Source organism: Bradyrhizobium sp. USDA 4506, assembly GCF_054058795.1.
In genome coordinates, this window is record NZ_JBSSBM010000002.1 from 6643042 (window position 1) to 6665826 (window position 22785).

The following is a 22785-nucleotide window of genomic DNA, read 5'->3' on the forward strand; positions in this document are numbered from 1 at the left end:
TCCTTTGTCCGCTTCTGACGGCAATGCGGACGCCGTTCGGGAGGATGGACTTATAGGTACACGTCCTTAGCCTCGTCGCGCTCTAATACAGCCGCGTCCGATAGGCCTCTTCCATCGCCTTCTCGGCGACCTCGACCTCGATCGCGGCGGTCTGCTCGGCGATGATCCGGCCGAGCGTCGGAAAGCGGTGGCGCTCGACCTGCGCGGCGGGATTCCAGAGCTTCGAGCGCATCAGCGCCTTGCCGCAGTGGAAGTAGGTCTCGTCGACATGCACCTTGAGCCCGATGATCGGCGCGACGTTCTGCACCGTCAGCGGCGTCAACAGATCCGGCTCCTGCGAGATCTCGGCGCGCCCGTTGACGCGCAGCGTCTCGTTGATGCCGGGCACCATGAAGATCAGCCCGATCCCGGGTGACGCGATGATATTGCCGAACGTATCGACCCGGTTGTTGCCGCGCCGATCCGGGATCAGCAGCGTCTTGTCGTCGAGCACGGAGACGAAGCCCGGCGCATCGCCGCGCGGGCTGGCGTCGGCATGACCTTTGCCGTCGCTGGAGGCGATGACGAGGAACGGCGACAGCGCGATGAAGTCGCGGCAGAACCTGTCGAGATGGTAGAGCACCTTTTTCTCGGCGAGCGGGCTCAATTGCCCGAAATGCGCACGAAGATCCTCCTGCGATTTGACCGGCGGCTTGCCGCCCGCACTCTGGTCACCCATAGCGAACCTCCCGTTTGGTTTGTCTCAATTCGTTGAGCATGATCTCCGCGCAAACGCTCCGCGTTTGTCGCGAGGGAAAACCGCTTCGCACTTTTCCGGATCATGCTCTATACCGCGTCGATGCCGCACCAGCTCGCGACGAAGAGGGCGTAGGCCTTGGTCACCTTCTTCAGCGAATCGAGCTGGACCCGTTCATTGAAGCCGTGCGCGTTCTCCATCCTGGCGCCGAAGCAGAATGCGGGAACACCATAATCCAGGCCATAGAAGCGCGCATCCGTCAGCGCGGTCGAGGGAAAATCCGTCAGCTTGCGCCCGAACACATGCTCGTAGACCGAGCCGAGGACCGCCTCGCTCTCCTGCACCTCGGTCGCTTCATAGCCCGGCGACAGGAAGCCGGACCAGACGATCTCTGGCGGATTGTTGGCGAGGAACGGATGGGCCCTGGCAGCCTTGGTCACGCACGCGACGATCTCGGCCTGGCAGTCGGCGATTTTCCATCCCGGCAGGATTCCGATCCGGCAATCGACGTCGCACCACGCCGGCACGCTGGAGGCCCAATCGCCGCCCTTGATGATGCCGGGATTGAAGTTGAGCGGGTGATGCACCGCGCCGAAATGGCGATGCGACTTGGCACGCTCGTTCCACTCCGCCTCGAGCGCGTCGAGATGGCCGATCAGATGATAGGCGGCGCGGATAGCGTTGGAGCCGGTGCCGGCGCGCGCGACATGGACCGGGATTCCACGAACCCTGAGGCGAAACCAGATCACGCCGACCTGGGCTCGCATCAGCCGTTCCTCGGTCGGCTCCGGCAGCAGGCAGGCATCGGCACGGTAACCTCGCTGCAACGTCGAGAGCGCGCCGAGACCGGTGCTCTCCTCCTCGATCACGGATTGCAGATGGATGCGGCCCTTCGGCGCAAAGTCCGCGGCCTTCACCGCATCGAGCGCGTAGAGCGCAGCAATGGTGCCCGACTTCATGTCGCCGGTGCCGCGGCCATAGAGCCAGCCGTCCTCGACCACCGGCTGGAACGGCGGCCGCTCCCACATGTCGAGCGGCCCGACCGGTACCACGTCGCAATGCCCCTGAAGGATCAGCGAACGTCCCTCCTCGCGCGCCGGCCGATAGGTGCCGACGACGGTCCGCGCGCGGGAGAAGTCGGTCTCGACCGGCCCGTAGCCGGGTAGCGTCTTCAGCTCGTCCTGATTGATGACCCAGTCGTCGACCTCATAGCCGCGCTCGCGCAGCAGCTTCGCGAACATGTCCTGGCACGGACCTTCCTGGCCGCGCGTGCTGGGAATCGACGAGAAGGCGATCGTGGTCGCGAGTTGCTGCTCGAAGGCGGCGTCGACAGCCGCCTCGATGCGCTCGCGCGCGCCGGCCGGAAGGGGAACTGAACGGCTGTCGGTCATGAATTGATCCTTGCTGTGGGGCGTGCATCGGCCGCGGCCGCAAAGCCCGGCTGGTTGAAGAAATCGCGCCCGGGAATCGCGTCGAGCAGATCGCGAGTGTAGGCCTGGCGCGGCGCGGTGAACACTTCGGCGGTGCTGCCTTCTTCCACGATACGCCCCTTCTGCAGGACGATGACGCGGTCGGCGATCTCGGCGGCGATCCGCAAATCGTGTGTGATGAAGATCATCGCAAGCCGCATCTCCTGGCGCAGCTCGGCGAGCAGCGCCAGCACCTGGGCCTGCACCGAGACGTCCAGCGCCGACACCGCCTCGTCGGCGATCAGAACCCGCGGCTTCAGCGCCAGCGCCCGCGCGATGCAGATGCGCTGGCGCTGGCCGCCCGAGAACTCGTGCGGGTAGCGATCGGCGGCGGTCGCCGACAGGCCGACCCGCACCAGGAGCTTGTTCGCCTGGGCCATCGCCTCAGCCCGCGACGTCCCATAGGCCATCGGTCCGCGCGCGATGGCATCGCCGACCTTCTGGCGCGGATCGAGACTGGCAAACGGATCCTGGAACACGATCTGGAGCTGGCGCCGCGCCTGGCGCAACGCCTCGCCGCGCAGCTGCCGGAGATCCGCGCCGCCAAAGCGGATGGCGCCGGCGTCAGGTTCGGTGAGCCGCATGATCATGCGCCCGAGCGTCGACTTGCCGGAACCGGATTCACCGACCACCGCAAGCGTCTCGCCCTCGTGCAGCGTCAGTGAGATGCCATCAGCGGCGGTCACCTCGCGTGGCGGCTGCAGCCAGCCGCGCTTGACCCGAAAGGTCTTTTGCAGGCCGATGACCTCGAGCAGCGGCTCGGGACGCAGGATGGCCTCGTGGATGTCGGCGAGGCGCGCCTTCGGCACCGCGTCGATCAGTTCGCGCGTGTAGGCGGCCTGCGGATTGCGAAGCACCTCGCTGGCCGTGCCCTGCTCGACCACCTTGCCATGGCGCAGCACCACGACGCGATCGGCAACGTCGGCGACAACGCCGAAATCATGGGTGATCAGCAGCACGCCCATGCCGCGCTCGCGCCGGAGATCGTCAATCAGGCGCAGGATCTGGCGCTGGGTCGTGACATCGAGCGCGGTCGTCGGCTCGTCTGCGATCAGGAGCGCGGGGCGGTTGGCCATCGCCATCGCGATCATCACGCGCTGGCGCTGGCCACCGGAAAGCTCAAACGGGTAGCTCTTTTCCAGCAGCTGCGGATTCGGCAGCCCGACCTGGGTCAGCAGCGTCAGCACCCGCTCGCGGAGTTCGGTCGCCGAGGGCGCAGGCCGCTGGTGCGCCAGGATCATCTCCTCGATCTGCCTGCCGACGCGCTTCAGCGGATTGAGCGAAGACAACGGCTCCTGAAAGATCATCGCGGCGTTGCCGCCGCGCAGCTTGCGGAGAGCGCGGCCGTCGAGCTTCGACGGATCCTGCCCTGCGACCGCCACGGCGCCGGACGCGATGTCGACGCCCCGCGGCAACAGCGACAGCACCGCATGCGCGATCATCGACTTGCCGGAGCCGGACTCGCCGACCAGGCAAACCACTTCGTTTGGCTTGATCTCAAAGGAGACGTTCTCGACCGCGAAGGGCCGATCACCGCCCTTGGGGAGCGCGATCGAGAGACCATCGACGGCAAGAACAGGCGCACCGGACTGCATGGCTTCGCTCATGAGCGGCGCCTCGAGACGCGCGGGTTGAGGACATCAGACAGTCCCTCGCCGAACAGGTTGATCGCCAGCACGGTGACGAGGATGGCGAGGCCGGGAAACACGCTCATCCACCACGCGTTCCGGATCACGGTGCGGCCCGCGCCGATCATGAAGCCCCACGACATCAGATTGGGATCGCCGAGCCCCATGAAGGACAGCGCGCTTTCCAGCAGGATCGCAGTGGCAACCGTCAGCGACGTCACCACCAGGATCGGCGAGATCGCGTTCGGCAGGATATGGCCGAGCACGATGCGCCAGGTGCGTTCGCCCTGGCACAGCGCGGCCTCGACGAATTCGCGGTGCCGCAGACGGAGGAATTCGGCGCGCGTGAGCCGCGCCAGCGGCGGCCAGCTCACCGCGCCGATGGTCAGGATGATCGTGAGCAGCGACGGATTGAAGGTCGCGACCAGCAGGATGGCCAGCACGAAGGCTGGAATGGTCTGGAACAATTCCGTCATCCGCATCAGCACCAGATCGACCTTGCCGCCGAAATAGCCTGAGATCGCGCCGATCACGACGCCGATCGCCATCGCCGCGAGCGCTGAGGCGATGCCGATCAGGAGCGACACGCGTGCGCCATAGGCGACGCCGGCGGCGACGTCGCGGCCGAGCGTATCGCCGCCGAGCCATAATCCGTCCTCGCCGGGCGGCGTGAACGGCGCGCCGACCATCTCCCAGGGCGAGACCGGAAACGCGATCGGCGCAACGATCGCGACGACAACAACGACGAGCAGCAGGACGAGGCCGATCATTCCGCTCGGATGACGCAGGAAGGCGCGCACCGTGTCCATCACGCCGCTCCCGTGGTCATGCGGGGATCAATCAACCGGTAGACCAGGTCGGTGAGCAGGTTGAGCGCGATCACGACGATCGAGAGGATCAGGAAGATGCCGAGCAGGACCGGATAGTCGCGCTGCAACAGTGCCTCGAAGGTCAAGCGGCCAAGGCCCGGCCAGGCAAACACCGTCTCGATCACCACGGCGCCGCCAACCAGCGCGCCGGCCTGCATGCCGGCGACGGTGACGACCGGCACCAGCGCATTGCGCAACATGTGGCCGACGACGATGCGCGCTCCGGACAAGCCCTTGGCGCGCGCGGTCTTGATGAAATCCTGCTGCGCGACCTCGATGATCGAGGATCGCATCAGCCGCGCATAGATCGCCAGATAGATCGCCGCCAGCGACGTGACCGGCATGATCATGTGTTTCATGATGTCGAGCGCATGCTCGATCGGCGAGAGCTGGACGTTGATGGTCTCGTAGCCGAACGGCGGCAGCCAGCCGAGCGTCACCGAGAACACCCAGCACCAGCATCAGGCCGAGCCAGAATACCGGCGTCGCGTAGAGCACGAGCGAGAGCACGGTGAACACCGTGTCGAGCACGCTGCCGGCCGCGAGCCCGGCCAGCGCGCCGAGCGCGGTGCCGATCAGGAGCGCGAGACAGAACGCCGTGACCGTCAGCAGCAACGTCGCCGGAAGGCGTTCGAGGATCAGATCGACGACCGGACGGCGCTGGCGATAGGAATAGCCGAGATCGAGCCTGACGACGCGGCCGAGGTGGCTCACGAGCTGCACGAAATACGGCTTGTCGAGGCCATATTCCTTGCGCAGGTCGTCGAGCAGCTTCGGATCGGACGCGCCGGATTGGCCGGCCATGACCTGGGCCGGATCGCCGGGCGCGGCGCGCACCAGCACGAAATTGAACGTCGCGATGACGAGGATCACGGCGACGAGCTGGGCGATGCGGCTGACCGCCTGAAGTCCAATCGTCGCGGCGCTGCCGAGCCGGGTCACGATTTGTAGACCGACCCGAAGGTTTCGTGCGAGCCGATGCCCGTCGTCACGATGTTCTTGAACGCCTTGTCGTAGATGATGGGATATTCGATCTCGAGCGTCCAGGCCACCGGCACGTCCTCGACCAGGATCTGCTGCACCTTGCTGTAGAGCTCCTGGCGCTTGGCTTCATCGAGCGTCACCGCGGCCTCGTCGAACAGTTTGTCGACTTCGGGATTCGAATAGCCTTGCGTGTTGGAGAACAGGATGCCCTTCTTGATGTTCGACGAAATATAGGTGCGGGCGACGCCCAGCGCGGGATCGCCGAGCTGGTAGAGCAGATTCTGGGTCATCTCATAGTCCCAGTTGCCGACCTTCTCGGCCCATCCGGCCATGTCGGTGCCGACAAGCACGAGATCGATGCCGACCCGCGCAAAACTCTGGCGGAAGAATTCGCCGGCCCGCTGATAGGACTCGCCATAGGGCGGCACGATATACTTGATCTCGGCGCGCTTGCCGTTGGCGCCAGGCTTCAATCCCATGTCGTCGAGCAGGGCCTTGGCCTTGTCGACCGAAAACTCGTAGCGCTTCACGTTCGGATCGTAGAACCGCGTCTTCGACGAGATCGGTCCGGTCGCCACCTTCGCATTGCCGAAATAGACCCGCTTGCTGAACGCCTCGCGATCGATCAGGTGCATCACCGCCTGCCGGAACCGCTTGTCGTTCATCGGCGCGATGCGGTTGTTCATCTCGAGCCACTGATGCGGCGCGAAATACTCGTAGCCCCTGGTGGTGAATTCGAGATTCTTCTGCGCCTTGAAGCGCTGCACGTCATAGAATTCGACGTCGGACCATTGCACGAGCTGCACCGTGCCATTCTCGAGCGCCAGCGCGCGCGAGGCCGCATCCGGAATCACGCGGTAGACGATCTCGTCGAGATAGGGCTGGTCCTTCTGATAGTAGCCATCGTGGCGGACGAGATGAACGTGCGAGCCGCGCACCCACTCCTTCAGCTTGAAGGGGCCGGTGCCGATCGCCTTGTCGTTCTCCGGGTTCTTGCGGTAGTCGGTGCCGTCATAGATGTGCTTGGGTACGATCGGTGCAGACGTGCAATCGAAGCAGCCGATGAAGGGCGCGAACGGCTGCTTCAATTTGAACACGACGGTGAGCGGATCGGGCGCCTCCGCCGACGCCACGCGGGCGAAGTTCTGCCGTGCGCGCGGATGCGTCTCCACCAGCAGCTTCATGCAGCTGAAGACCACGTCCTCCGAGGTCATCGGCTTGCCGTCGTGGAAGGTGATGCCTGGAAACAGCTTGAACGTATAGGTCAGGCCGTCGGGCGAGATCTCCCAGGACTGCGCCATGCCGGGCATCGGCTTGAGATCGGCGCCGTATTTCAGCAGGCCTTCGTAAATCTTGCCGCCGAGCGTCAAGGTCGGCTGCTGCTGGTTCAGCGCGGTCACCAGGACCGGCGGCTCGGGCTGGATGATGGTGTTGAGCGTCCCACCGCGGGTCTGGCCCGCCGCCCGCGTGATGCCGAACGGGATGGCTGCACCGCAGGCCAGCATTGCCTTGGTGAATTCGCGTCTGTTCATCGGACCTCTCCGTCTCCGCGCTCTCACATTCGATTTCGGCGAATGCCGCGGGGTGAGGCATTGTTGCCAAACGCCATATCCCGCGCTACCTGAAGGGGGACAACAACCATCGCGATCGGGCCAAGTGGCCCGGAAGATGCATGAGCACCCTGCGAAAACGACGATCGATCAGGAGCTCACGACACTTGAAAGTCGCAGCGCGACGAAATGACACCACCGGCTTGCGCGTTTGCCGCAAGCAATCGGGTCCCGCAGCCGCCGCGCACTATGCCGGACAGCTGCAACAGGTCGAACGGCCGCTCGCGGCGATGGCGGCCTCCTATCCGAACGAAAGCACCAGCGCGCGGCACGCGCACCGACGCGATCAATTCATCCTGCAGACGGCGGGCGTGACCTCGATGATGACCGAGCGCGGCCATTTCGTCGTGCCGCCCGGCCACGGCCTGTGGATTCCGGCCGGCGTCGCGCACCAGTCGCGGGCATGGGGCGAGGTCGAGATCCAGACCATCTATGTCACGCCTGACCGCATCAGGAATGCTCCGGCGACATGCCGCCTGATCAAAGTCTCCGCGCTGGTCGAGGCGTTGATGGAAGAAGCGGTGCACATGCCGACCCGTTACGATCCGGAAGGGCGCGACGGCAGGCTGGTCGATTTCCTGCTCGACGAGATCGGCAGGATGCCGGAAGTGTCGCTGCAGGTGCAGGTGCCGCCCGATCCGCGGCTCGCCGCGATCTGCGAGGCCGTGCTGGTCGATCCGAGTTCCGATCTCACGCTCGACGAATGGGCCGATCGCTGCCAGCTCAGCCGGCGGACGTTGACGCGTCTGTTCCGGCGCGAGACCGGCCAGAGCTTTGCGGCCTGGCGCCAGCGGGTGCGGCTGCTCGAAGCGCTGGCGCGGCTCGGCGCCGGCGAGGCCGTCACCTGCGTTGCGCTCGACGTCGGCTATGAAAGTCCGAGCGCTTTCGCCGCGATGTTCAAGCGTGAGCTCGGCGCCGCGCCGCGCCAGTATCTGCGCTGGGCCGATCCCGAAGTGGTGATGCGGTAGGCGCCCTCGCGTCACGTATCTATCGAAACGCAAAACCCCTGCGGTCAACGGGAGAGACCGCAGGGGTTTGCAGGTGGATGGCGTGAGGCCAGCAAGGCTGGGTGTCACCCCAAGGACCGGCGGCCGGATGAAAGCGGTACCGGCCTCATCATGCAAGCACGTCTTTTAGGCAGGAGTGCGTCAACATCCGCAAGCAAAGCGCGCGAGAGAATTGAATCTTCCCGCGCGCGTTGCATGCAGCTCGCTCTAGTCGTTGCGGGCGACCGCGGTCAGCTTGGTCATGTTGTGCAGCATGATCCGGCCGCGTTGCAGGTCGACGATGCCGTCCTTGCGCCAGGTCTGCAGCTGCCGGTTGACGCTTTCGCGCGCGGCGCCGACGAAGATGCCGAGCTGTTCCTGCGAGATGTGCACCTCGGAACCGAAATCCTCGGCCAGCGCGCACAGCCGCCGTGCGAGGCGGACCGGCAAAGGCTGCAGCACGGATTCTTCCATCCGCTCGCTCTGCCAGCGAATCCGCTGGCACAGCAATTCGATCAGCCTGACCGCAACCTTCGGCTCGCGCTCGAGGAAGCCGAGGAAATCCTGCCGCCGCAACACGAATAATTCGCTGGGCTCGCCCGCGGTCGCATCCGCGGTGCGGTCCTGACCGTCGAGCACGGCGACTTCGCCGAACAGGTCGCCGGATCCCATGAAGTTGAGTGTGAGCCGGCTGCCGTCGGAAGCACCGGTCTCGATCCGGATCTGGCCGCGGCGGACCCCAAACAGGGCATCGCCGGGATCGCCCTTCTGGAACAGCACCTCACCGGTCGCGAGCTGCTGGGTGTGGCAGAGGCCGGAAAGCCGCTGCAACTCGTCCGTACCGAGATCGGCGAACATCGGATTCATCTTCAGAATGACCGCAAATTCGGCCTGTTTGCTCATTGTACTGCCTTCCAAATCCATCCGAGCAGTCCCCTGACGCCCGGTTAGCAAAAATCACCCTCATAAGAGTGTGGGAGAGGTCACATAAGTTCATGCGGTAACGGATTATTTTTCCGGTCATTGGAGCCAGATCCCGCTTGCGGGATAAACTCGTGTGATCGGCCGCGACTTTCTGCAACGGAACCTCGCTTGCCCGGCCTGGAACAACGACATGAGAGCACTGAAATTCGCCGGGGCCGCCATCGCTGCCGTGATCGTGATCATCGCATTGGTGGCCGTGGTCGGGATCCCGTCCTCGTTCCTCACATCGACCATCACCGATCGGGTCGAGCGCGAGACCGGCTACAAGCTCACCATCAATGGCGGCGCCAAGATCGGCCTCTGGCCGAAGATCAATCTGACGCTGAGCGACGTCGTGTTGCAGGACCCGCGCGGGCGCGACGTCAACAACCGGTTCGCAGCAAGCAGCGTCGAGGCCCAGATGACGCTGTCGAGCCTGTGGTCGGGCCGGCCCGACATTACCGACCTCGCGGTCGTCAAGCCGGTGATCAATCTGCCGCTGCAGCGCGAGCGCACCCGCGACCACAATCCGCCGGCGCAATCCTCCGCGTCCGGTGGCGGCGGCATCACGATCCGGCATGTCAGCGTCAGCGGCGGCACCATCGTCTTCGCCAATGTGCGCGACCGGATCGAGAGCCGGATCGAGACGCTCAATGCGGACGCGACCATCGGCGACGACCGCAAGATCGTCGTCACGGGTGACGCACGCGCCAGCGACAAGCCGCTGAAATTCGAGATCCGCGCCACCGCGCCGCAAGCACCGCTGGAGCGTCAGAGCGTGCCGGCCGAATTCAGCATCGATGCACCCGGCCTGTTGCCCGCGGCGATCAAGGCGAATGCGGAAGCGCGGCTGAACGGCACGGTGGTGATGTTCAACGGCGTGTCCGGCACGCTCGGCGATGGCGGCTTCACCGGCTGGGCGTCGGTCGATTTCGCCAGCAACAAGCCGCTGGTGAAGCTCGATCTCGACTTCCAGCGCATTGCGATCGCGATGCCGCCGGGCCAGTCCGGCACCACGCAACCATTGGGCACCAATACCTGGAGCAACGCGTCGGTCGATCTTGCCGGGCTCAACTATGTCGACGCGCAGGCGCGCATCTCGGCGGCGGAGCTTATGATCGGCGACGGCCGCTTCACACAGGCGGCAATCGATGCGTCCATCGACAGCGGCGTGCTGAAGGGCCGGTTCGCCAATCTCGGCGCCTATGAGGGCACCGCCGATGGCGACGTCACCATCGACGCGCGAGCTACGAATCCAACCTACGCGCTGCGGCTCGACCTCGCCGGCGTGCGCGCGCTGCCGGTGCTGAAGAATCTTGCCGAGTTCGACAAGCTCGACGGCAAGATGCAGGCCAAGATCGCGCTGACCTCGCAAGGCGGCAGCGAGCGTGCCATCGTCGGCAATCTCGCCGGCACCGCCTTCGTCGTGTTCCAGGACGGCAAGATCCTCGGCCTCAACGTGGCGCAGATGATCCGCAACCTCACCACCAGCACCTTGTCGGGCTGGCAGGAGAGCCAGGAATTGTCGACCGATCTCAGCCAGCTCTCGGCGTCGTTCAAGGTCGACAAGGGCCATGCCGTCACCACCGATCTCAACCTGATCGGCCCGCTGGTGAAGATGACCGGGGTCGGTACCATCGACCTCAACACCCGCCAGATCGGGTTCCGCGTCGAGCCGCAGCTCGTGATGACCACCGAAGGCCAGGGCCGGGCCGGCAATCCGGTCGGCCTCGGCATCCCCGTGATGCTCGAGGGACCCTGGGTATCGCCGCGGATCTATCCGGAGATGCCGGGCATGCTCGACAATCCGCAGGCGGCCTATGCCAAGCTCAAGGAGATGGGCAAGGGCCTGTTCGGGGCGAACGGCCAGGGGTTGAGTGAAGGCCTCAACGGGCTGACCAATCTGCTCAACGGCGTCCAGGGCGGCGCGCGGCCCGGCAGCAGCGGCCAGGGCGGCGGTGCCGCCGGCCAGAGCAACCCGCTCGGCGGGCAGCTTGGCGACACCATCGGCAATTTGCTGCAGCAGGGCCTTTCCACCCTCAACCAGGGCAACGCATCGCGCCCGAGCCGCGACCTGAGCCAGCCCGCGCCGCCGCCGACCGCCGATCCGGCCCCGCCACCGCCCCCTCCGCCCGGCGAGACCGCCGAGCAGCACGACAGTCCGGCGATGAAGGACGTGCTGCGTCAGCTGTTCGATCGCTGATATTCCCGGATATCCCCCGCCGATATGAAGGGATAACCATGCGGCCCGAGCGGCCGCCCCGCCCCGCCGATCCGTGCTAAACAGCGGCGGATCATGCGGCGCACCCGATTGGGGGCCGGACGAGGCTGGATGAACGCGGCTACGGACAAGGGCAAGAACTGGTTCCTGCGCGGCGGCCTGTTCGCCAAATATGTCCTCGCGCTGGTCGGGCTCGTCGTGTTCGTGCTGGCGGTCAACGGCGCGCTCGAGACCTGGATCAGCTACCGCGGCATCAAGGGCACGCTGACGGATGCGATGAGCGAGAAGGCGGATGCGACCGCCAAGCGCATCGAACAGGCGATCTCCGATCTCGAGCGCCAGATCTCCTGGGTGACCCGAGCCTCCTCCAACACGATCGAGCTGCGCCGTGCCGACTATGCCCAGTTGCTCGGTCAGGTGCCGGCGGTGAGCCAGCTCAGCTTGATCAGCGGCCAGGGCCGCGAGCTGCTGCGGCTGTCGCGCCAGACCACCACCGTGAACTCCAACGCCGACTTCTCCCGCGATGTCAGATTCACCGAGACCATCGCCCGCGGCACCGCCTACGCGCCGGCGTATTTCCGCGACGGGCGGCCCTTCATGTCGATCGGCGAGCAGCATTCCGGCTTCAATGCCGGCGTCACCATGGCCGAGATCGACCTGCGCTTCCTCAATGACTATTTCGGCGATTCCCAGGTCGGCCGGCTCGCTCATGCCTATGTCGTCGACGGCAAGGGCCGCGTGCTGGCGAGCTCGTCGAAGGGGCCGGAGGTCGGCAAGGATCTCGCCGCGCTGCCGCAGGTCGCCGCGGTGCTGTCGCCTAGCGGCAGGCCGATCGCCTCCGGCAAGGATGTCGACGGCAACGGCGTGCTGACCACGGCGAGCCCGGCACCGAACCTCGGCTGGCACGTGTTCTACGAGCAGCCGACCGCGCAGGTGCTGTCGCCGATCCGCGACCAGCTGGTGCGCATCGCGCTTCTGATCGCTCTCGGCCTCGTGGTCGCGATCATCGCCGGCACGATCCTGGCGCGGCGCATGCTGGAGCCGATCACGGCGCTGCGCACCGGCGCGCGTCGGTTAGGGGCCGGCGATTTCGGCCATCGCATCGAGGTGAAGACATCCGATGAGCTGGAGGAGCTCGCCGGCCAGTTCAACAGCATGGCCACCCAGCTTGCCGGGACCTATTCCGATCTCGAGGCCAAGGTGAAGGAGCGCACCCGCGACCTCGCGCAATCGATCAACGAGCTGAAGGTGCTGGAGGAGGTCGGCCGCGCGGTGGCGTCCTCGCTCGACCTCAATGCCGTGCTGCCGACGGTCGCCGCCCGCGCGCTCGAGATCACCCATGCCGACGCCGTGCTGATCTATGGCTATGACGCCGCACAGCGCAGCTTCAACCTGACGCAATCGATCGGCATCGACGCTGCGACCGACGGCCGTCATCGCGCGATCGACGCGGCGAACAGCCCGCTCGGCGAGGCCGCCGCGAAGGGCGAGCCGCTGGCGTTTCCCGATCTCACCGACCAGCCAAATCATCCGTTGCGCGATGTCGTGGTCGGCGCCGGCTTCCACTCGGTGCTTGTGGTGCCGCTGGTCGACCAGCAGGGCGTACTCGGCGCGCTGGTGGTGCTGCGCAAGGCGGCCGGCGATTTCCCGTCGAGCCTGATCGGCCTGATGAAGACCTTCGCCCACCAGGCGGTGCTGGCGATGCGCAATGCGCGGCTGTTCACCGAGGTGGACCAGAAGAGCCACGCGCTGGAAGAAGCCAACGCCACCGTGCGCGAGCAGGCCGACAAGCTGCGCGAGCAGACCGAAGCACTCAAGGACTGGAACAAGTCGCTGGAGCAGCGGGTCGAGACCCAGCTCGGCGAGCTCGAGCGCGTGCGAAGGCTTGAGCGCTTCCTGGCGCCGCAGGTGGCGCAGCTGATCGCCTCGTCGGACAATCTCGAGGGCCTGCTCGACAGCCACCGCCGCGAGGTCACCGTCGTGTTCTGCGACCTGCGCGGCTTTACGGCGTTCACCGAGGCGACCGAGCCGGAAGAGGCGATGAACGTGCTGCGCGAATATCACGCCGCGCTCGGCAAGCTGATCTTCAAATATGAAGGCACGCTCGACAAATATGCCGGCGACGGCGTGATGATCCTGTTCAACGCGCCGATCCAGCTCGCCGACCACACCGCGCGCGCCGTGAAGATGGCGGTGGAGATGCGCGACACGGTCGGCCCGCTGACCGAGAAGTGGCGCAACCGCGGGCACAGCCTCGGCTTCGGCATCGGCATTGCGCTCGGCTATGCCACGCTCGGCCAGGTCGGCTTCGAGCAGCGGCTGGAATATGCCGCGATCGGCAGCGTCACCAACCTCGCCTCCCGCCTGTGCGGCGAGGCCAAGGCCGGCCAGATCGTGGTGAGCCGCCGCGTCTATGGCATGGTCGAGCCCTTCGTCGAAGGCCGCGCCATCGACGACCTCGTGCTGAAGGGATTCAACCATCCCATCCTCGCCGCGGAGATCCTCAGCTGGAAGGGCGAGCCGAGCGCTGAGGCGGCAGCGGAGTAAGCGACCCACTCTCTCCCCACGTCGTCCCGGCGAAGGCCGGGACCCATAACCACCGCAATTCGTAATGAGAAAGATTGTGGCCCCAGCGTCACTCCACAACCACTATTCGGGGTGATGGGTCCCGGCCTGCGCCCATAGGCGCTAAAATAGGATTTGCGCCTTGGATTCGCTTGTGATTCCAAGATGGAATGGCACACGAATCGCTTGTGAACAAAGATTGGGCGCGCGTTGTCGCCCGACTTGGCGGAGCCGAGGCTCTGAACATTAGCGCGCGCAAGACGAAGGCGTTTGTCCGTCCGCGGGAGATCAGCAATGCGGTCGACTTGCTGCGCCTGATCTTGGCTTATTGCCTTGGTGAGAAAGGGCTGCGGTTGACGGCGGCATGGGCCACGTCGGTTGGGCTTGTCGATATCTCCAACGTGGCTCTGTTGTATCGCTTACGTCAGTGCGGAGATTGGCTGGCAATCTTGGTCGAGCAGGCGCTTGCCGCCGCGGCGCCGAAGGCGAGCCGCGGTCGTCTGATCCGTATTGTTGACGCCACGACGGTCCCCAAGGCTGGGACGAGCGGCAGGAACAAGAACGCAGTGTGGCGTATCCATAGCGCGTTCGATCTTCCGCAGGAGCGCTTTGGTCACTTCGAACTGACCGATCAGCGAGCGGGCGAGACGCTGGATCGGATACCGGCGGTTGCCGGTGAGATCCGTCTTGCCGATCGCGCCTATCTGCAACCGGAGCGCATGGCGCATCTCGTCGATGCCGATGCGGACTTCGTGATCCGGGCCGGCTGGAAGAGCGCGCGCTGGCTCGATGCCGAAGGTAATCTTGTTGACCTCACTGCCGAACTGCGCAACGCCTCGGCGCGTGGCCTGATCGATCGGCCGATTTGGATAAAGCGCAAGTCAGGTGCGCCGCCGCTCGCAGTGCGTCTGGTTGCCGCGAAGAAGCCGGCGCAAGCTGCTGCGGCTGCGCGACGCAAGGCGCGCCGGACTGCACAAAAGGGAGGTCATCAGCTCTCCAGGCAAACACTTGACGCCGCAGATTGGGTGATCCTGGTGACCTCACTCAGGCCAGAGGACTTCACGACTGCAGATATCCTCGCCCTCTATCGGCTGCGATGGCGCATTGAGCTCGGCTTCAAGCGGCTGAAAAGCCTGATTGGCCTGAAGGGACCTCCCGGAACCGACGAGCGGTCCGCCAGACCCCATATCCTCGCTCATCTGCTGATCATTCTATTGCTCGAGCCGCTCGTCGACGAACTCGAAGACTCTCCCCGCTTGGCCGACGCCGCCTGACCCACCCAGTGACGTGGCGTCTGCTGCGCCAGCTCGTAGCTTCGCTACGGCAAGCGATCATTCCACAGCCCGCAATCGCTCTACTCTGCAGAGCCAGTCACGCTCTCCGGCGACATCTACGCGAGCCACCCAGACATAAGCGCCACTATCAGACTATGATCAAACTATCTTAGCGCCTATGGGCCTGCGCCGGGACGACACCGAATGTGTGGCCGCGTCCGCCGATCAGCGCGCGTCGTCGCACGCGCCGCCAGCGTCCACCGCATCCCGCCGTACGTTCGTGACGATCGCGATACGCCCCTCTTGCCGGGCGGGACGAGGGAAGTTGTACAGCTGAGTTGGGGAGACGTCAAGGAAAATTCCGAAAATCGGAAGCGAAGCTGAAGTCGAGAGCTTGCTAGCAGAGTCCGTCGTTAGCTTAGACGCTGTCGCGCCCCCACTTTCGCGAGAGAACTAGGGATGAACCGTCGGCTTCGTAGTACCTTGCGCAGGATTAGACTTCGGCATTGTCTTCTTCCAAGCGTTAAATTCAACGGGAAGGACGGCACTTAGTCCACCGACCGGCATGAACTCTGGATCGAACGTCAAATCCAGCTGCCGCAAAACTCTGGCAAAGCGCCTGATACTACCGCCACCCTTCCCGGCCGCTCCCTTGCGAGGCCGACCTGAGATCGGGTCCGAGTAAAGGCGAGAATGGGATGATTGTCCGGAAAATTGGCGGCGTAGGTCTTCTGGCTGTTCTTGTCCCACTCTGACGTGAAGACGCAGCGCCCACCTATACTCTCGAAGCCTTTGCGCAACCCACCGATCCCGGCGAACAGATCGATGAACCGGAACCAGCCGGGAGCATCGTCGGCGCGATAGGCTGCGGCCTCTTCGAGGAGTTTAAGTTCAGCTCCTTTCAGCTCGCTTTTTCCCGATTGGTAGCGATAGCCGGTGCTGCGAGATACCTCAATTAAATCAATGGCCTCATTGAAGGAGAGACCGGCTTGGTGGCACAAGCTGGTGAATCGCGTGCGTTTGGTTGCCACTTTGCCCCCGAATCTCTGTGTCAATGAATCTCAACGTGACACAATCCTTCCCGCCGAACAATTGAAATGTTCTCATTATGTTCTTGTCGCACAGATTTATGCGAGGACCTCACCATCCAGTGAATCTGTCTGCCTCCGCAATCACGATCCCCACCTCTTCCACCTTTCCCAGGAATAAGCCCTCCCCCGCCTCGCTCGCGTCATGACGGGCGCGTGCGAACGCGCGTCCGGCGACAACAAGAACAAGAAGGAAGGGTTTGATGACGGGTTTGGATGGGACGCACGCGGCGGCGTCGGTGGTGGCGCTGCATTGCTCGCTGGGGTCGGGACGGCAATGGACCAAGCTTGCGACGGCGCTCGGCGGCGACCGGTTCATGGCGCCGGATATTTCCGGCTATGGCGTTGCGGCCTGCGGGCGCGACTGGCCGCGGACGCTGGACGGCGAGATCGCGCGGATCGAGCCCTGGCTCGCCAAGGCCGACGGGCCGATCCATCTGATCGGGCATTCCTATGGCGGGGCGATCGCGTTTCGGCTGGCGACGGCAACGCCTTATGCGCAGTACATCCGCAGCCTGACGCTGATCGAGCCCGTCTTGCCTACGTTGCTCAGAGACACGCCCGCCGACGCGCGGCTGTACGACCGCTTCGCGCGGATCGCGCAGATCGTCTCAAGGGATATTGTCGACGGCGCCGTGATGGAGGCGGTCGAGGCGTTCACCGCGTTCTGGGCCGGCTCCGGGCCGCGCGAGCAGTTCTCGCCCAGCGGGCGGCTGCGGATGATCGAGCAGGCCGACAAGCTGCCGTGCGATTTCAGCGCCGCGCTCGACCTTGACGCCGTGGCGGAAGCCGCGCGTACCTTGAAGGTGCCGACGCTGCTGATCTCTGGCGGGCTGTCGCCCTATGTGACGCAGCGCATTGTCGCAAAACTCGCCGCGCTGATCGATGGCGCCGAGCTGCGGCATCTGCCGGCCGCCGGCCACATGCTGCCGGTGACGCATGCCGATCGGGTCAACCCGGAGATCCTGCGGCATATCTGGCGCGCCGAGGAGTTGGCGAAGCTGGAGCTGGCGGCGGATGCGGGACCGGCCGAGGCAGCGCAGCCGGCTGGCTCGGCCAGGCGGCATCTGGTATTCAGGAGGCCCTCTTTTTGGGAATAGTTTGCCGATGATTTTGCCTCGCACGCGCGCCTCAGCCCTTGCCGCCTCCGCGCTGCTTCTGCTCGCGGCCTCTCCCGCGCGTGCGGCGGGCGAAGCCGACGCCGTGCCGAAGGGCGCGGCGGTGACGGTGCTGAAGGCCTCGAAATTCTGCTTCGGCAATATCGTCGAGGTTTCGGGCATCGTGCTGCCGCGCGACGAACAGCAAATCCGGCCCGACCGTTTTGGCTTGAAGGTGGCGGAGGTGATGGTCGATCCCGGCGACACCGTCACCGCAGGGCAAGTGCTGGCGAAGCTGACCGACGGCGCCAACTCGGTCAACGTCACGGCGCCGGTGGCGGGCACGATCTCGGGCTCAACGGCGATCGTCGGCGCGCCGGCCTCGGGCAAGGACGCGCTGTTCTCGATCATCGCCAAGAGCGAGTACGATCTGGTCGGCATGGTGCCGACCCGCGACATCGCCAAGCTGAAGACCGAGCAGACGGCGCAGCTCAAGGTCCTCGGCGCCGGCGATCTCGACGGCAAGGTGCGGCGGATCGCGCCGACGGTCGAGCCGAACAGCCAGCTCGGCCAGGTGTTCATCGGCATCGGCGCGAACAAGCGGCTGCTGGTGAATTCGTCCGGCCGCGCCCAGATCAAGACCGGGCAGAGCTGCGGCGTCGCGGTGCCGCTGACCGCGATCCTCTATTCCACCGCGGGCACCGTGGTGCAGGTGGTGCGCGGCGGCCGCGTCGAGACGCGGCGGGTGGAGACCGGATTGATGTCGGCGGGCCAGGTCGAGATCCGCGACGGCATCCAGGAAGGCGACATCGTCGTCGCCCGCGCCGGCGCACTGCTGCGCGAAGGCGATCCGGTGCGGCCGGTGGGCGCCAGCGCGGATGCGAAGTAGGCGGCGCTACATCTACAGCGTCGTCCCGGGCAAGCCAACGGGTCGGCGCAAAGCGCCGCCCGATGACAGGCTCCGCGCGACCCGGGACCCATAACCACCAATGTGAATTGTCTGAAGAGCTGTCGCCACAGCGCACTTCAACAATGCGGCCCTGTGGTTATGGGTCCCGGCTTTCGCCGGGACGACGTGGGGAAAGAGTCGGGCTCAGCCGCCGAGCTTGATGTCTTCCAGCAGCGAGGACGACACGCTCGGCACCTGCTCGCCTTCGCTGGCGCGCGAGATCGCGACGCGGGTCTTGTTGAAGGCGCTTTCGGCGCCGGCCTGGGCGTTGAGGTTGTTGAGCAGCTCGGAGACCAGCACGCTGTTCGGCGCCTTGCTGTCGTCGGCGACCTTGCCCGGCGTCGCCGAGCTCAGCACGATGGTGTTCTCCGGCGGGCTGATCGGGGCGAGACCGTGCGAGAACGCGCGGAAGCGGCGCTCATAGGGATTGCGGCGCGAGGCGTCTAGCACGACGAGCTTGGCCTTGGCGCCGCGCTCCTTCATCGCATCGAGCACGGACTCGACGCTGACGCCGGTGCGCTTGACGTCGGCTTCCTTCCAGATCGTGGCATCGACCGGGATCATGTAGCTTTCACGCCCCACCTGCACGCCGTAGCCGCCGAAGAACAGCATCACGACGGTGTCGGGACGAATCTTGGCCTTCATGCGCTCGACCGCGCGGAACATGTCGTCCTTGGTCGCATCCTCGACCACGTCGACGTCAAAGCCCTCGCGGCGCAGCGCCGACGACAGGGTGCGGGCATCGTTGATCGGCTGGGCCAGCGGCGCCGCGGCGTCCGGATAATGGCCGTTGCCGATGATCAGTGCGAGGCGGGAAGTGCCGACCGGAATGCTGCCGGTCAGCTCGGTGGGGGCGACCTTGTCGCCACCCTTGGCGACATCGAGGGTGCGCTTGTTGAGCGCGGCATGGGCGCCAATCGCCAGCGACACCGTGCCGGCCACCGCCACGCAGACGGCGATGGTTCGGCGGGAAATGCGAAGCTGCCTAAGGTCCATAGCGTTCCTAAGTCCCAATTCTTATCCCGATGGCGCTCAAGCGAAGATCGCGCCAGTTAGTCGCGTCAAAGACGTTCAGGTTTAATGGGGTTGAGGTGTGTGTGCCGTTGAATTGAACTCAATTTGCGGCGCCGCAACAAACGCTCCTTTAACCCGGACGGCCGCTCGGGGCAACCCGAATTGCCGCATGCTGCCGCCCGGCAGAGGCCATTGACGCCGTTAAGATCCCGTTACGTGACCTCCGTCACATTTGTGTTTTGTGGCGATTCATGTAGCTTTCCAAAGGCTTGCGGGTTTGGGGCAGAGCGACAGGAAACTCCGTCGGGCGGCGGCGTTAACCGGTTCCTCGGGAAAGGGGATTCTTTGAGCTTCTTGGGCCTTCACGAGATTGCAGGCGCAGTGTGCCGGTCGCTGACCGCCCAAAAGGACGGCCCGTCGCTGTACGACGTCTGCGACCCCGTGCTGCAGGCCTATCGCGGCGGCGATGCCCATCTCGGAAAATTCTACCGGACCGCGCTCGGCAACCCGCCGCTGCGCGCGCTGCTCCGCCGCACCGGCCTGCCCGCGCTCAACGATCCTGACCGTCTTGCCGGCCTGCGCGCGGCGCTCACTGCGGCGCGCGACGTCGCGGCGCCGGACTGGGCCGCGATCGGCACGCCCGTCGCGGCATTGATGGACGGTATCGGCGTGCGCCATCCGGCACCGCCCGCCGCGACCGCACCTGGCCGCCCGCCAGAGATCGCCGAGATCGACCGCGTGATCCGCCTGACCGGCGCGCATCTGTTGCGCTCGTTCGGCAGGAACGGCTTCATCCCGACCTATGCCGCCTTCAACCTGATCGGCGACCCCGACGTGGGCGGACGTGAGCTGCTGATGGCGCTGACCGGGCTGAACGCACGCGGCTACAAGAACTCGACCTTGCTGTTCAATCTGGCGCGGATATTCATCGCGCATTCGCCGGCGCGCGCACTGATCAATCCGGCCTGGCGCGGCATCGCCGAGCCGATGTGGGAGCCGGTGCAGATCCGCCACCGCTCGGCCTATTACGACGCCTTCTTCACCGAGGCGCTGCTCGGCTTCGTCGAGACCGGGCTCGCCTCGCCGGATGAAGCTGTTACCGCGCGGCGCGCGATCGCCGACATGGTGGACTTCTGCCTCAAGACCAGCGCCGAGGAGGTGCCGTCGCATGACGGCTCGACGGTGAAGGTCATCACCGCGCTGGCGCCGGGCCGGCATCCGCGCTTCTCGCGCTTCTTCGCCCAGATCAAGCAGGATCTCGGCTTCGGCATCTATGTGCCGGACTGCGACACCACGGCGTGCTCGTTCTCGGCCGCGACCCAGGCCGGCTCCGACGATCCGATCCTGCAGCAGCCGCTGCTCGACTTCTACCGCGGCTACCAGGTGCGATCGGGCGCCAACGAGCCGCGCGTCACCGTGCCGCTCAACGACAACATCGATTACGAGGGCGGCGTCGTCACCTGGATCGACAATCTCGCCGGCGAGCGGCCCTATGGCAACGACCTCGATCCGACGCTGAACCTCGACATCCTCGAGGTCTCGTTCCGCAACCTCGCCCGCTGGCAGATCATCGAGACGCCGCAGCGGCTGGAGACCGTGCATCGCATCATCGCCTTCAAGAAGAATCTGGTCGAAAGCGGCGCGTTTAAAAATCCGCGCTCGCACATCTATTATCTGCCCGAGCTCTATTCGGCCTATTTCGGCCGCTGCTATGCCGCCTTCGTCGCGCTGCCGCTGGCGGCGCAGCGCATCATCGATCCCGGCAATGTGTTCGCGCTGATCCGCGCCCGCGTGCTCGGCTATGTCACGCACGAGCTGATCGCCCACGAGATGAACCCGTTCGACGCCGCGCTGGCGCTGATGGCGCTGGCGCATCTCGGCGCCGAGATCTCGACCTTCACGCCGGCGCTGCACTGCATCGTGCAGGGCCTCGGCGAGGGCGGCCGCAAGGGGCCCTACCGGGCCTATGAGTGGAATAAGATGAAGACGCCGACCCGCATCCTGGTCGGCGGGCCGGAGGTGACCTCGGCGTTCGTGCTGATGGCGCTGGCGCTGGCCCGGAAGCGAATGGCGAACGTTTCGTAGCCCGGATGGAGCGCAGCGTAATCCGGGGCCGCCTCACCGGAAAGACCATCCCGGATTGCGCGGAGCCTGTCATCGGGCGCGCGTTCGCGCGACCCGTTGGCTCCATCCGGGCTACAGAATTTCGGAAGGCGAATAGCGCATTCGCAGGGCAATGACGCGAAGTTGAAACTGGCGGAAACGCAACAGCACTGGCACGGTTGCCCAATTGCCCGCACAATCGTTGGGCACTGACCTCTGCACGCTAAAAGCCATTTGTACGACAAGAACCTGGCCGGGAACGCCGATGTTCAAGACGCTGCTCACCGCGGGCCTGCTGCTCTCGCTGCCAACGCTGGCTGTCGCCGCCGACATCACCGGCGTGCCGAAGATCCGCGACGGCGACCAGCTCATGATCGGCAGCGTCCGCATCCGGCTCGCAGGCGTCGACGCGCCGTCGACCGACCAGCTCTGCCTCAACACCAAAGGCGAGCGCTGGACCTGCGGCGTCGCGGCGCGCGACGAGCTGATCAAGCATGCCGGCAGCAAGAGCTGGACCTGCCACGCCCGCTCGGTCGATCGTCGCGGCCGCACCATCGCGCGCTGCGAGGTCGACGGCGAGGACATCCAGAAATGGCTGGTCGCGAGCGGCTGGGCGCTGGCCTACACCCGCGCCTCGCATGACTACGAAGCCGACGAGAAGGCCGCGCGTGAGGCAAAAGCCGGGATGTGGCAGGGCGCCTTCATCGCGCCGTGGGACTGGCGGGTGCGCAACAAGAAGACCACCGTGCTCGGCGCGGTGAAGCCGCCGGATGGCGCCAACGCGATCCTGCTCGCCTCGGCCTCCGGCCCGGTGGCGCCCTCGCCCGACTGCACCATCAAGGGCAACGTCAACCGCTCCGGCGAATGCATCTTTCACCAGCGGACCAGCCGCTGGTACGCCAAGATCGAGATGAAGATCAGCAAGGGCACGCGCTGGTTCTGCTCGGTCGAGGAGGCCGAAGCCGCCGGCTGCCGCGAGACGCGGCGCTAGTCGGAAGTCTGATTGAATTGTAGCCTCATCGGTACCGCGCTCCCTCTCCCGCTTGTGGGGGAGGGTTTGGGGTGGGGGTGTCACCGCTTGCGACGCTCTTCATGAGGAGAAAGCCCCCACCCGGATTGCATCTTCGATGCAATCCGACCTCCCCCGCACGCGGGAGAGGTAAGGAGACCGTCGTCGTGACTGATAGCGAAGCCAATCCGCCTTCCGCGCGCCGGCGCAGCCGCCTCAG

Annotated in this window: 16 protein-coding genes and 1 pseudogene; 8 read left to right on the plus strand and 9 right to left on the minus strand. The window is 65.4% G+C overall.

The annotated features are described in order from the left end of the window. Positions 1 to 82: 82 nt before the first annotated feature. The 6 genes and pseudogenes from ACVIHF_RS33425 to ACVIHF_RS33450 form a co-directional block, all read right to left on the minus strand. Positions 83 to 718, minus strand: coding sequence for a pyridoxamine 5'-phosphate oxidase family protein (locus tag ACVIHF_RS33425; RefSeq protein WP_310883246.1), 636 nt, complete (start codon positions 716 to 718; stop codon positions 83 to 85). Positions 719 to 825: 107 nt separating this feature from the next. Next, a complete protein-coding gene (locus ACVIHF_RS33430) occupies positions 826 to 2127 on the minus strand; it encodes an ArgE/DapE family deacylase (RefSeq protein WP_310883247.1) in 1302 nt (433 codons plus the stop codon). Continuing rightward, positions 2124 to 3812 (minus strand): dipeptide ABC transporter ATP-binding protein, encoded by a 1689-nt coding sequence (locus tag ACVIHF_RS33435; RefSeq protein ID WP_456793200.1) that lies wholly within the window; start codon positions 3810 to 3812, stop codon positions 2124 to 2126. The genes ACVIHF_RS33430 and ACVIHF_RS33435 overlap by 4 nt, the downstream gene beginning before the upstream one ends. Then, positions 3809 to 4642, minus strand: coding sequence for an ABC transporter permease (locus ACVIHF_RS33440; protein WP_057021099.1), 834 nt, complete (start codon positions 4640 to 4642; stop codon positions 3809 to 3811). The genes ACVIHF_RS33435 and ACVIHF_RS33440 overlap by 4 nt, the downstream gene beginning before the upstream one ends. Beyond that, positions 4642 to 5644: pseudogene (locus tag ACVIHF_RS33445) on the minus strand (ABC transporter permease). The gene ACVIHF_RS33440 and the pseudogene ACVIHF_RS33445 overlap by 1 nt, the downstream one beginning before the upstream one ends. Continuing rightward, entirely contained in the window at positions 5641 to 7218 is a 1578-nt protein-coding gene (locus ACVIHF_RS33450; RefSeq protein WP_038385754.1) for an ABC transporter substrate-binding protein, read from the minus strand. Before ACVIHF_RS33450 ends, ACVIHF_RS33445 begins: the two are co-directional and overlap by 4 nt. A 185-nt stretch (positions 7219 to 7403) precedes the next feature. Here ACVIHF_RS33450 and ACVIHF_RS33455 point away from each other — a divergent pair, with 185 nt between their 5' ends. After that, positions 7404 to 8264 carry an AraC family transcriptional regulator gene (locus ACVIHF_RS33455; protein ID WP_310883251.1) on the plus strand — a complete coding sequence of 287 codons (861 nt, stop codon included), beginning with the start codon at positions 7404 to 7406 and terminating at the stop codon, positions 8262 to 8264. 246 nt (positions 8265 to 8510) lie between these two features. On the opposite strand, the gene ACVIHF_RS33460 is transcribed toward ACVIHF_RS33455, so the two are convergent. Then, positions 8511 to 9185 (minus strand): Crp/Fnr family transcriptional regulator, encoded by a 675-nt coding sequence (locus tag ACVIHF_RS33460; protein WP_310883252.1) that lies wholly within the window; start codon positions 9183 to 9185, stop codon positions 8511 to 8513. 211 nt (positions 9186 to 9396) lie between these two features. Between ACVIHF_RS33460 and ACVIHF_RS33465 the strand changes: the two genes are divergently transcribed. The 3 genes from ACVIHF_RS33465 to ACVIHF_RS33475 all read left to right on the plus strand — a co-directional run bounded on the left by ACVIHF_RS33465 (position 9397) and on the right by ACVIHF_RS33475 (position 15305). Then, complete coding sequence (locus tag ACVIHF_RS33465) at positions 9397 to 11448, plus strand: AsmA family protein (protein ID WP_456793201.1); 2052 nt, start codon at positions 9397 to 9399, stop codon at positions 11446 to 11448. A 129-nt stretch (positions 11449 to 11577) separates the two neighbouring features. Next, complete coding sequence (locus ACVIHF_RS33470) at positions 11578 to 14013, plus strand: adenylate/guanylate cyclase domain-containing protein (protein ID WP_456793202.1); 2436 nt, start codon at positions 11578 to 11580, stop codon at positions 14011 to 14013. 323 nt (positions 14014 to 14336) lie between these two features. Then, on the plus strand, positions 14337 to 15305 hold the full coding sequence (locus ACVIHF_RS33475; RefSeq protein WP_310885498.1) for an IS4 family transposase: 969 nt from the start codon (positions 14337 to 14339) through the stop codon (positions 15303 to 15305). Between the two features lie 584 nt (positions 15306 to 15889). On the opposite strand, the gene ACVIHF_RS33480 is transcribed toward ACVIHF_RS33475, so the two are convergent. After that, entirely contained in the window at positions 15890 to 16336 is a 447-nt protein-coding gene (locus tag ACVIHF_RS33480; RefSeq protein WP_456793203.1) for a DNA cytosine methyltransferase, read from the minus strand. Positions 16337 to 16596: 260 nt separating this feature from the next. Here ACVIHF_RS33480 and ACVIHF_RS33485 point away from each other — a divergent pair, with 260 nt between their 5' ends. Together ACVIHF_RS33485 and ACVIHF_RS33490 are read left to right on the plus strand one after the other, a co-directional pair. Continuing rightward, positions 16597 to 17493, plus strand: a complete 897-nt coding sequence (locus ACVIHF_RS33485; protein WP_456793204.1) for an alpha/beta fold hydrolase — start codon at positions 16597 to 16599, stop codon at positions 17491 to 17493. A 7-nt stretch (positions 17494 to 17500) separates the two neighbouring features. Next, complete coding sequence (locus tag ACVIHF_RS33490; RefSeq protein ID WP_310883256.1) at positions 17501 to 18379, plus strand: efflux RND transporter periplasmic adaptor subunit; 879 nt, start codon at positions 17501 to 17503, stop codon at positions 18377 to 18379. Positions 18380 to 18583: 204 nt separating this feature from the next. Here ACVIHF_RS33490 and ACVIHF_RS33495 read toward each other — a convergent pair whose 3' ends face one another. After that, a complete protein-coding gene (locus ACVIHF_RS33495; RefSeq protein ID WP_225164518.1) occupies positions 18584 to 19435 on the minus strand; it encodes a caspase family protein in 852 nt (283 codons plus the stop codon). Positions 19436 to 19807: 372 nt separating this feature from the next. Here ACVIHF_RS33495 and ACVIHF_RS33500 point away from each other — a divergent pair, with 372 nt between their 5' ends. Beyond that, on the plus strand, positions 19808 to 21538 hold the full coding sequence (locus ACVIHF_RS33500) for a hypothetical protein (protein ID WP_456794146.1): 1731 nt from the start codon (positions 19808 to 19810) through the stop codon (positions 21536 to 21538). Between the two features lie 283 nt (positions 21539 to 21821). After that, positions 21822 to 22547 (plus strand): thermonuclease family protein, encoded by a 726-nt coding sequence (locus tag ACVIHF_RS33505; protein ID WP_016845489.1) that lies wholly within the window; start codon positions 21822 to 21824, stop codon positions 22545 to 22547. Positions 22548 to 22785: the final 238 nt, after the last annotated feature.

Bases quoted from the DNA above. Each gene is read 5' to 3' on its own strand.
- ACVIHF_RS33440 (WP_057021099.1), bottom strand. From the start codon at position 4,642: ATGGACACGGTGCGCGCCTTCCTGCGTCATCCGAGCGGAATGATCGGC.
- ACVIHF_RS33435 (WP_456793200.1), bottom strand. From the start codon at position 3,812: ATGAGCGAAGCCATGCAGTCCGGTGCGCCTGTTCTTGCCGTCGATGGT.
- ACVIHF_RS33465 (WP_456793201.1), top strand. From the start codon at position 9,397: ATGAGAGCACTGAAATTCGCCGGGGCCGCCATCGCTGCCGTGATCGTG.
- ACVIHF_RS33430 (WP_310883247.1), bottom strand. From the start codon at position 2,127: ATGACCGACAGCCGTTCAGTTCCCCTTCCGGCCGGCGCGCGCGAGCGC.
- ACVIHF_RS33425 (WP_310883246.1), bottom strand. From the start codon at position 718: ATGGGTGACCAGAGTGCGGGCGGCAAGCCGCCGGTCAAATCGCAGGAG.
- ACVIHF_RS33460 (WP_310883252.1), bottom strand. From the start codon at position 9,185: ATGAGCAAACAGGCCGAATTTGCGGTCATTCTGAAGATGAATCCGATG.
- ACVIHF_RS33495 (WP_225164518.1), bottom strand. From the start codon at position 19,435: ATGGACCTTAGGCAGCTTCGCATTTCCCGCCGAACCATCGCCGTCTGC.
- ACVIHF_RS33485 (WP_456793204.1), top strand. From the start codon at position 16,597: ATGACGGGTTTGGATGGGACGCACGCGGCGGCGTCGGTGGTGGCGCTG.
- ACVIHF_RS33450 (WP_038385754.1), bottom strand. From the start codon at position 7,218: ATGAACAGACGCGAATTCACCAAGGCAATGCTGGCCTGCGGTGCAGCC.
- ACVIHF_RS33470 (WP_456793202.1), top strand. From the start codon at position 11,578: ATGAACGCGGCTACGGACAAGGGCAAGAACTGGTTCCTGCGCGGCGGC.
- ACVIHF_RS33505 (WP_016845489.1), top strand. From the start codon at position 21,822: ATGTTCAAGACGCTGCTCACCGCGGGCCTGCTGCTCTCGCTGCCAACG.
- ACVIHF_RS33490 (WP_310883256.1), top strand. From the start codon at position 17,501: ATGATTTTGCCTCGCACGCGCGCCTCAGCCCTTGCCGCCTCCGCGCTG.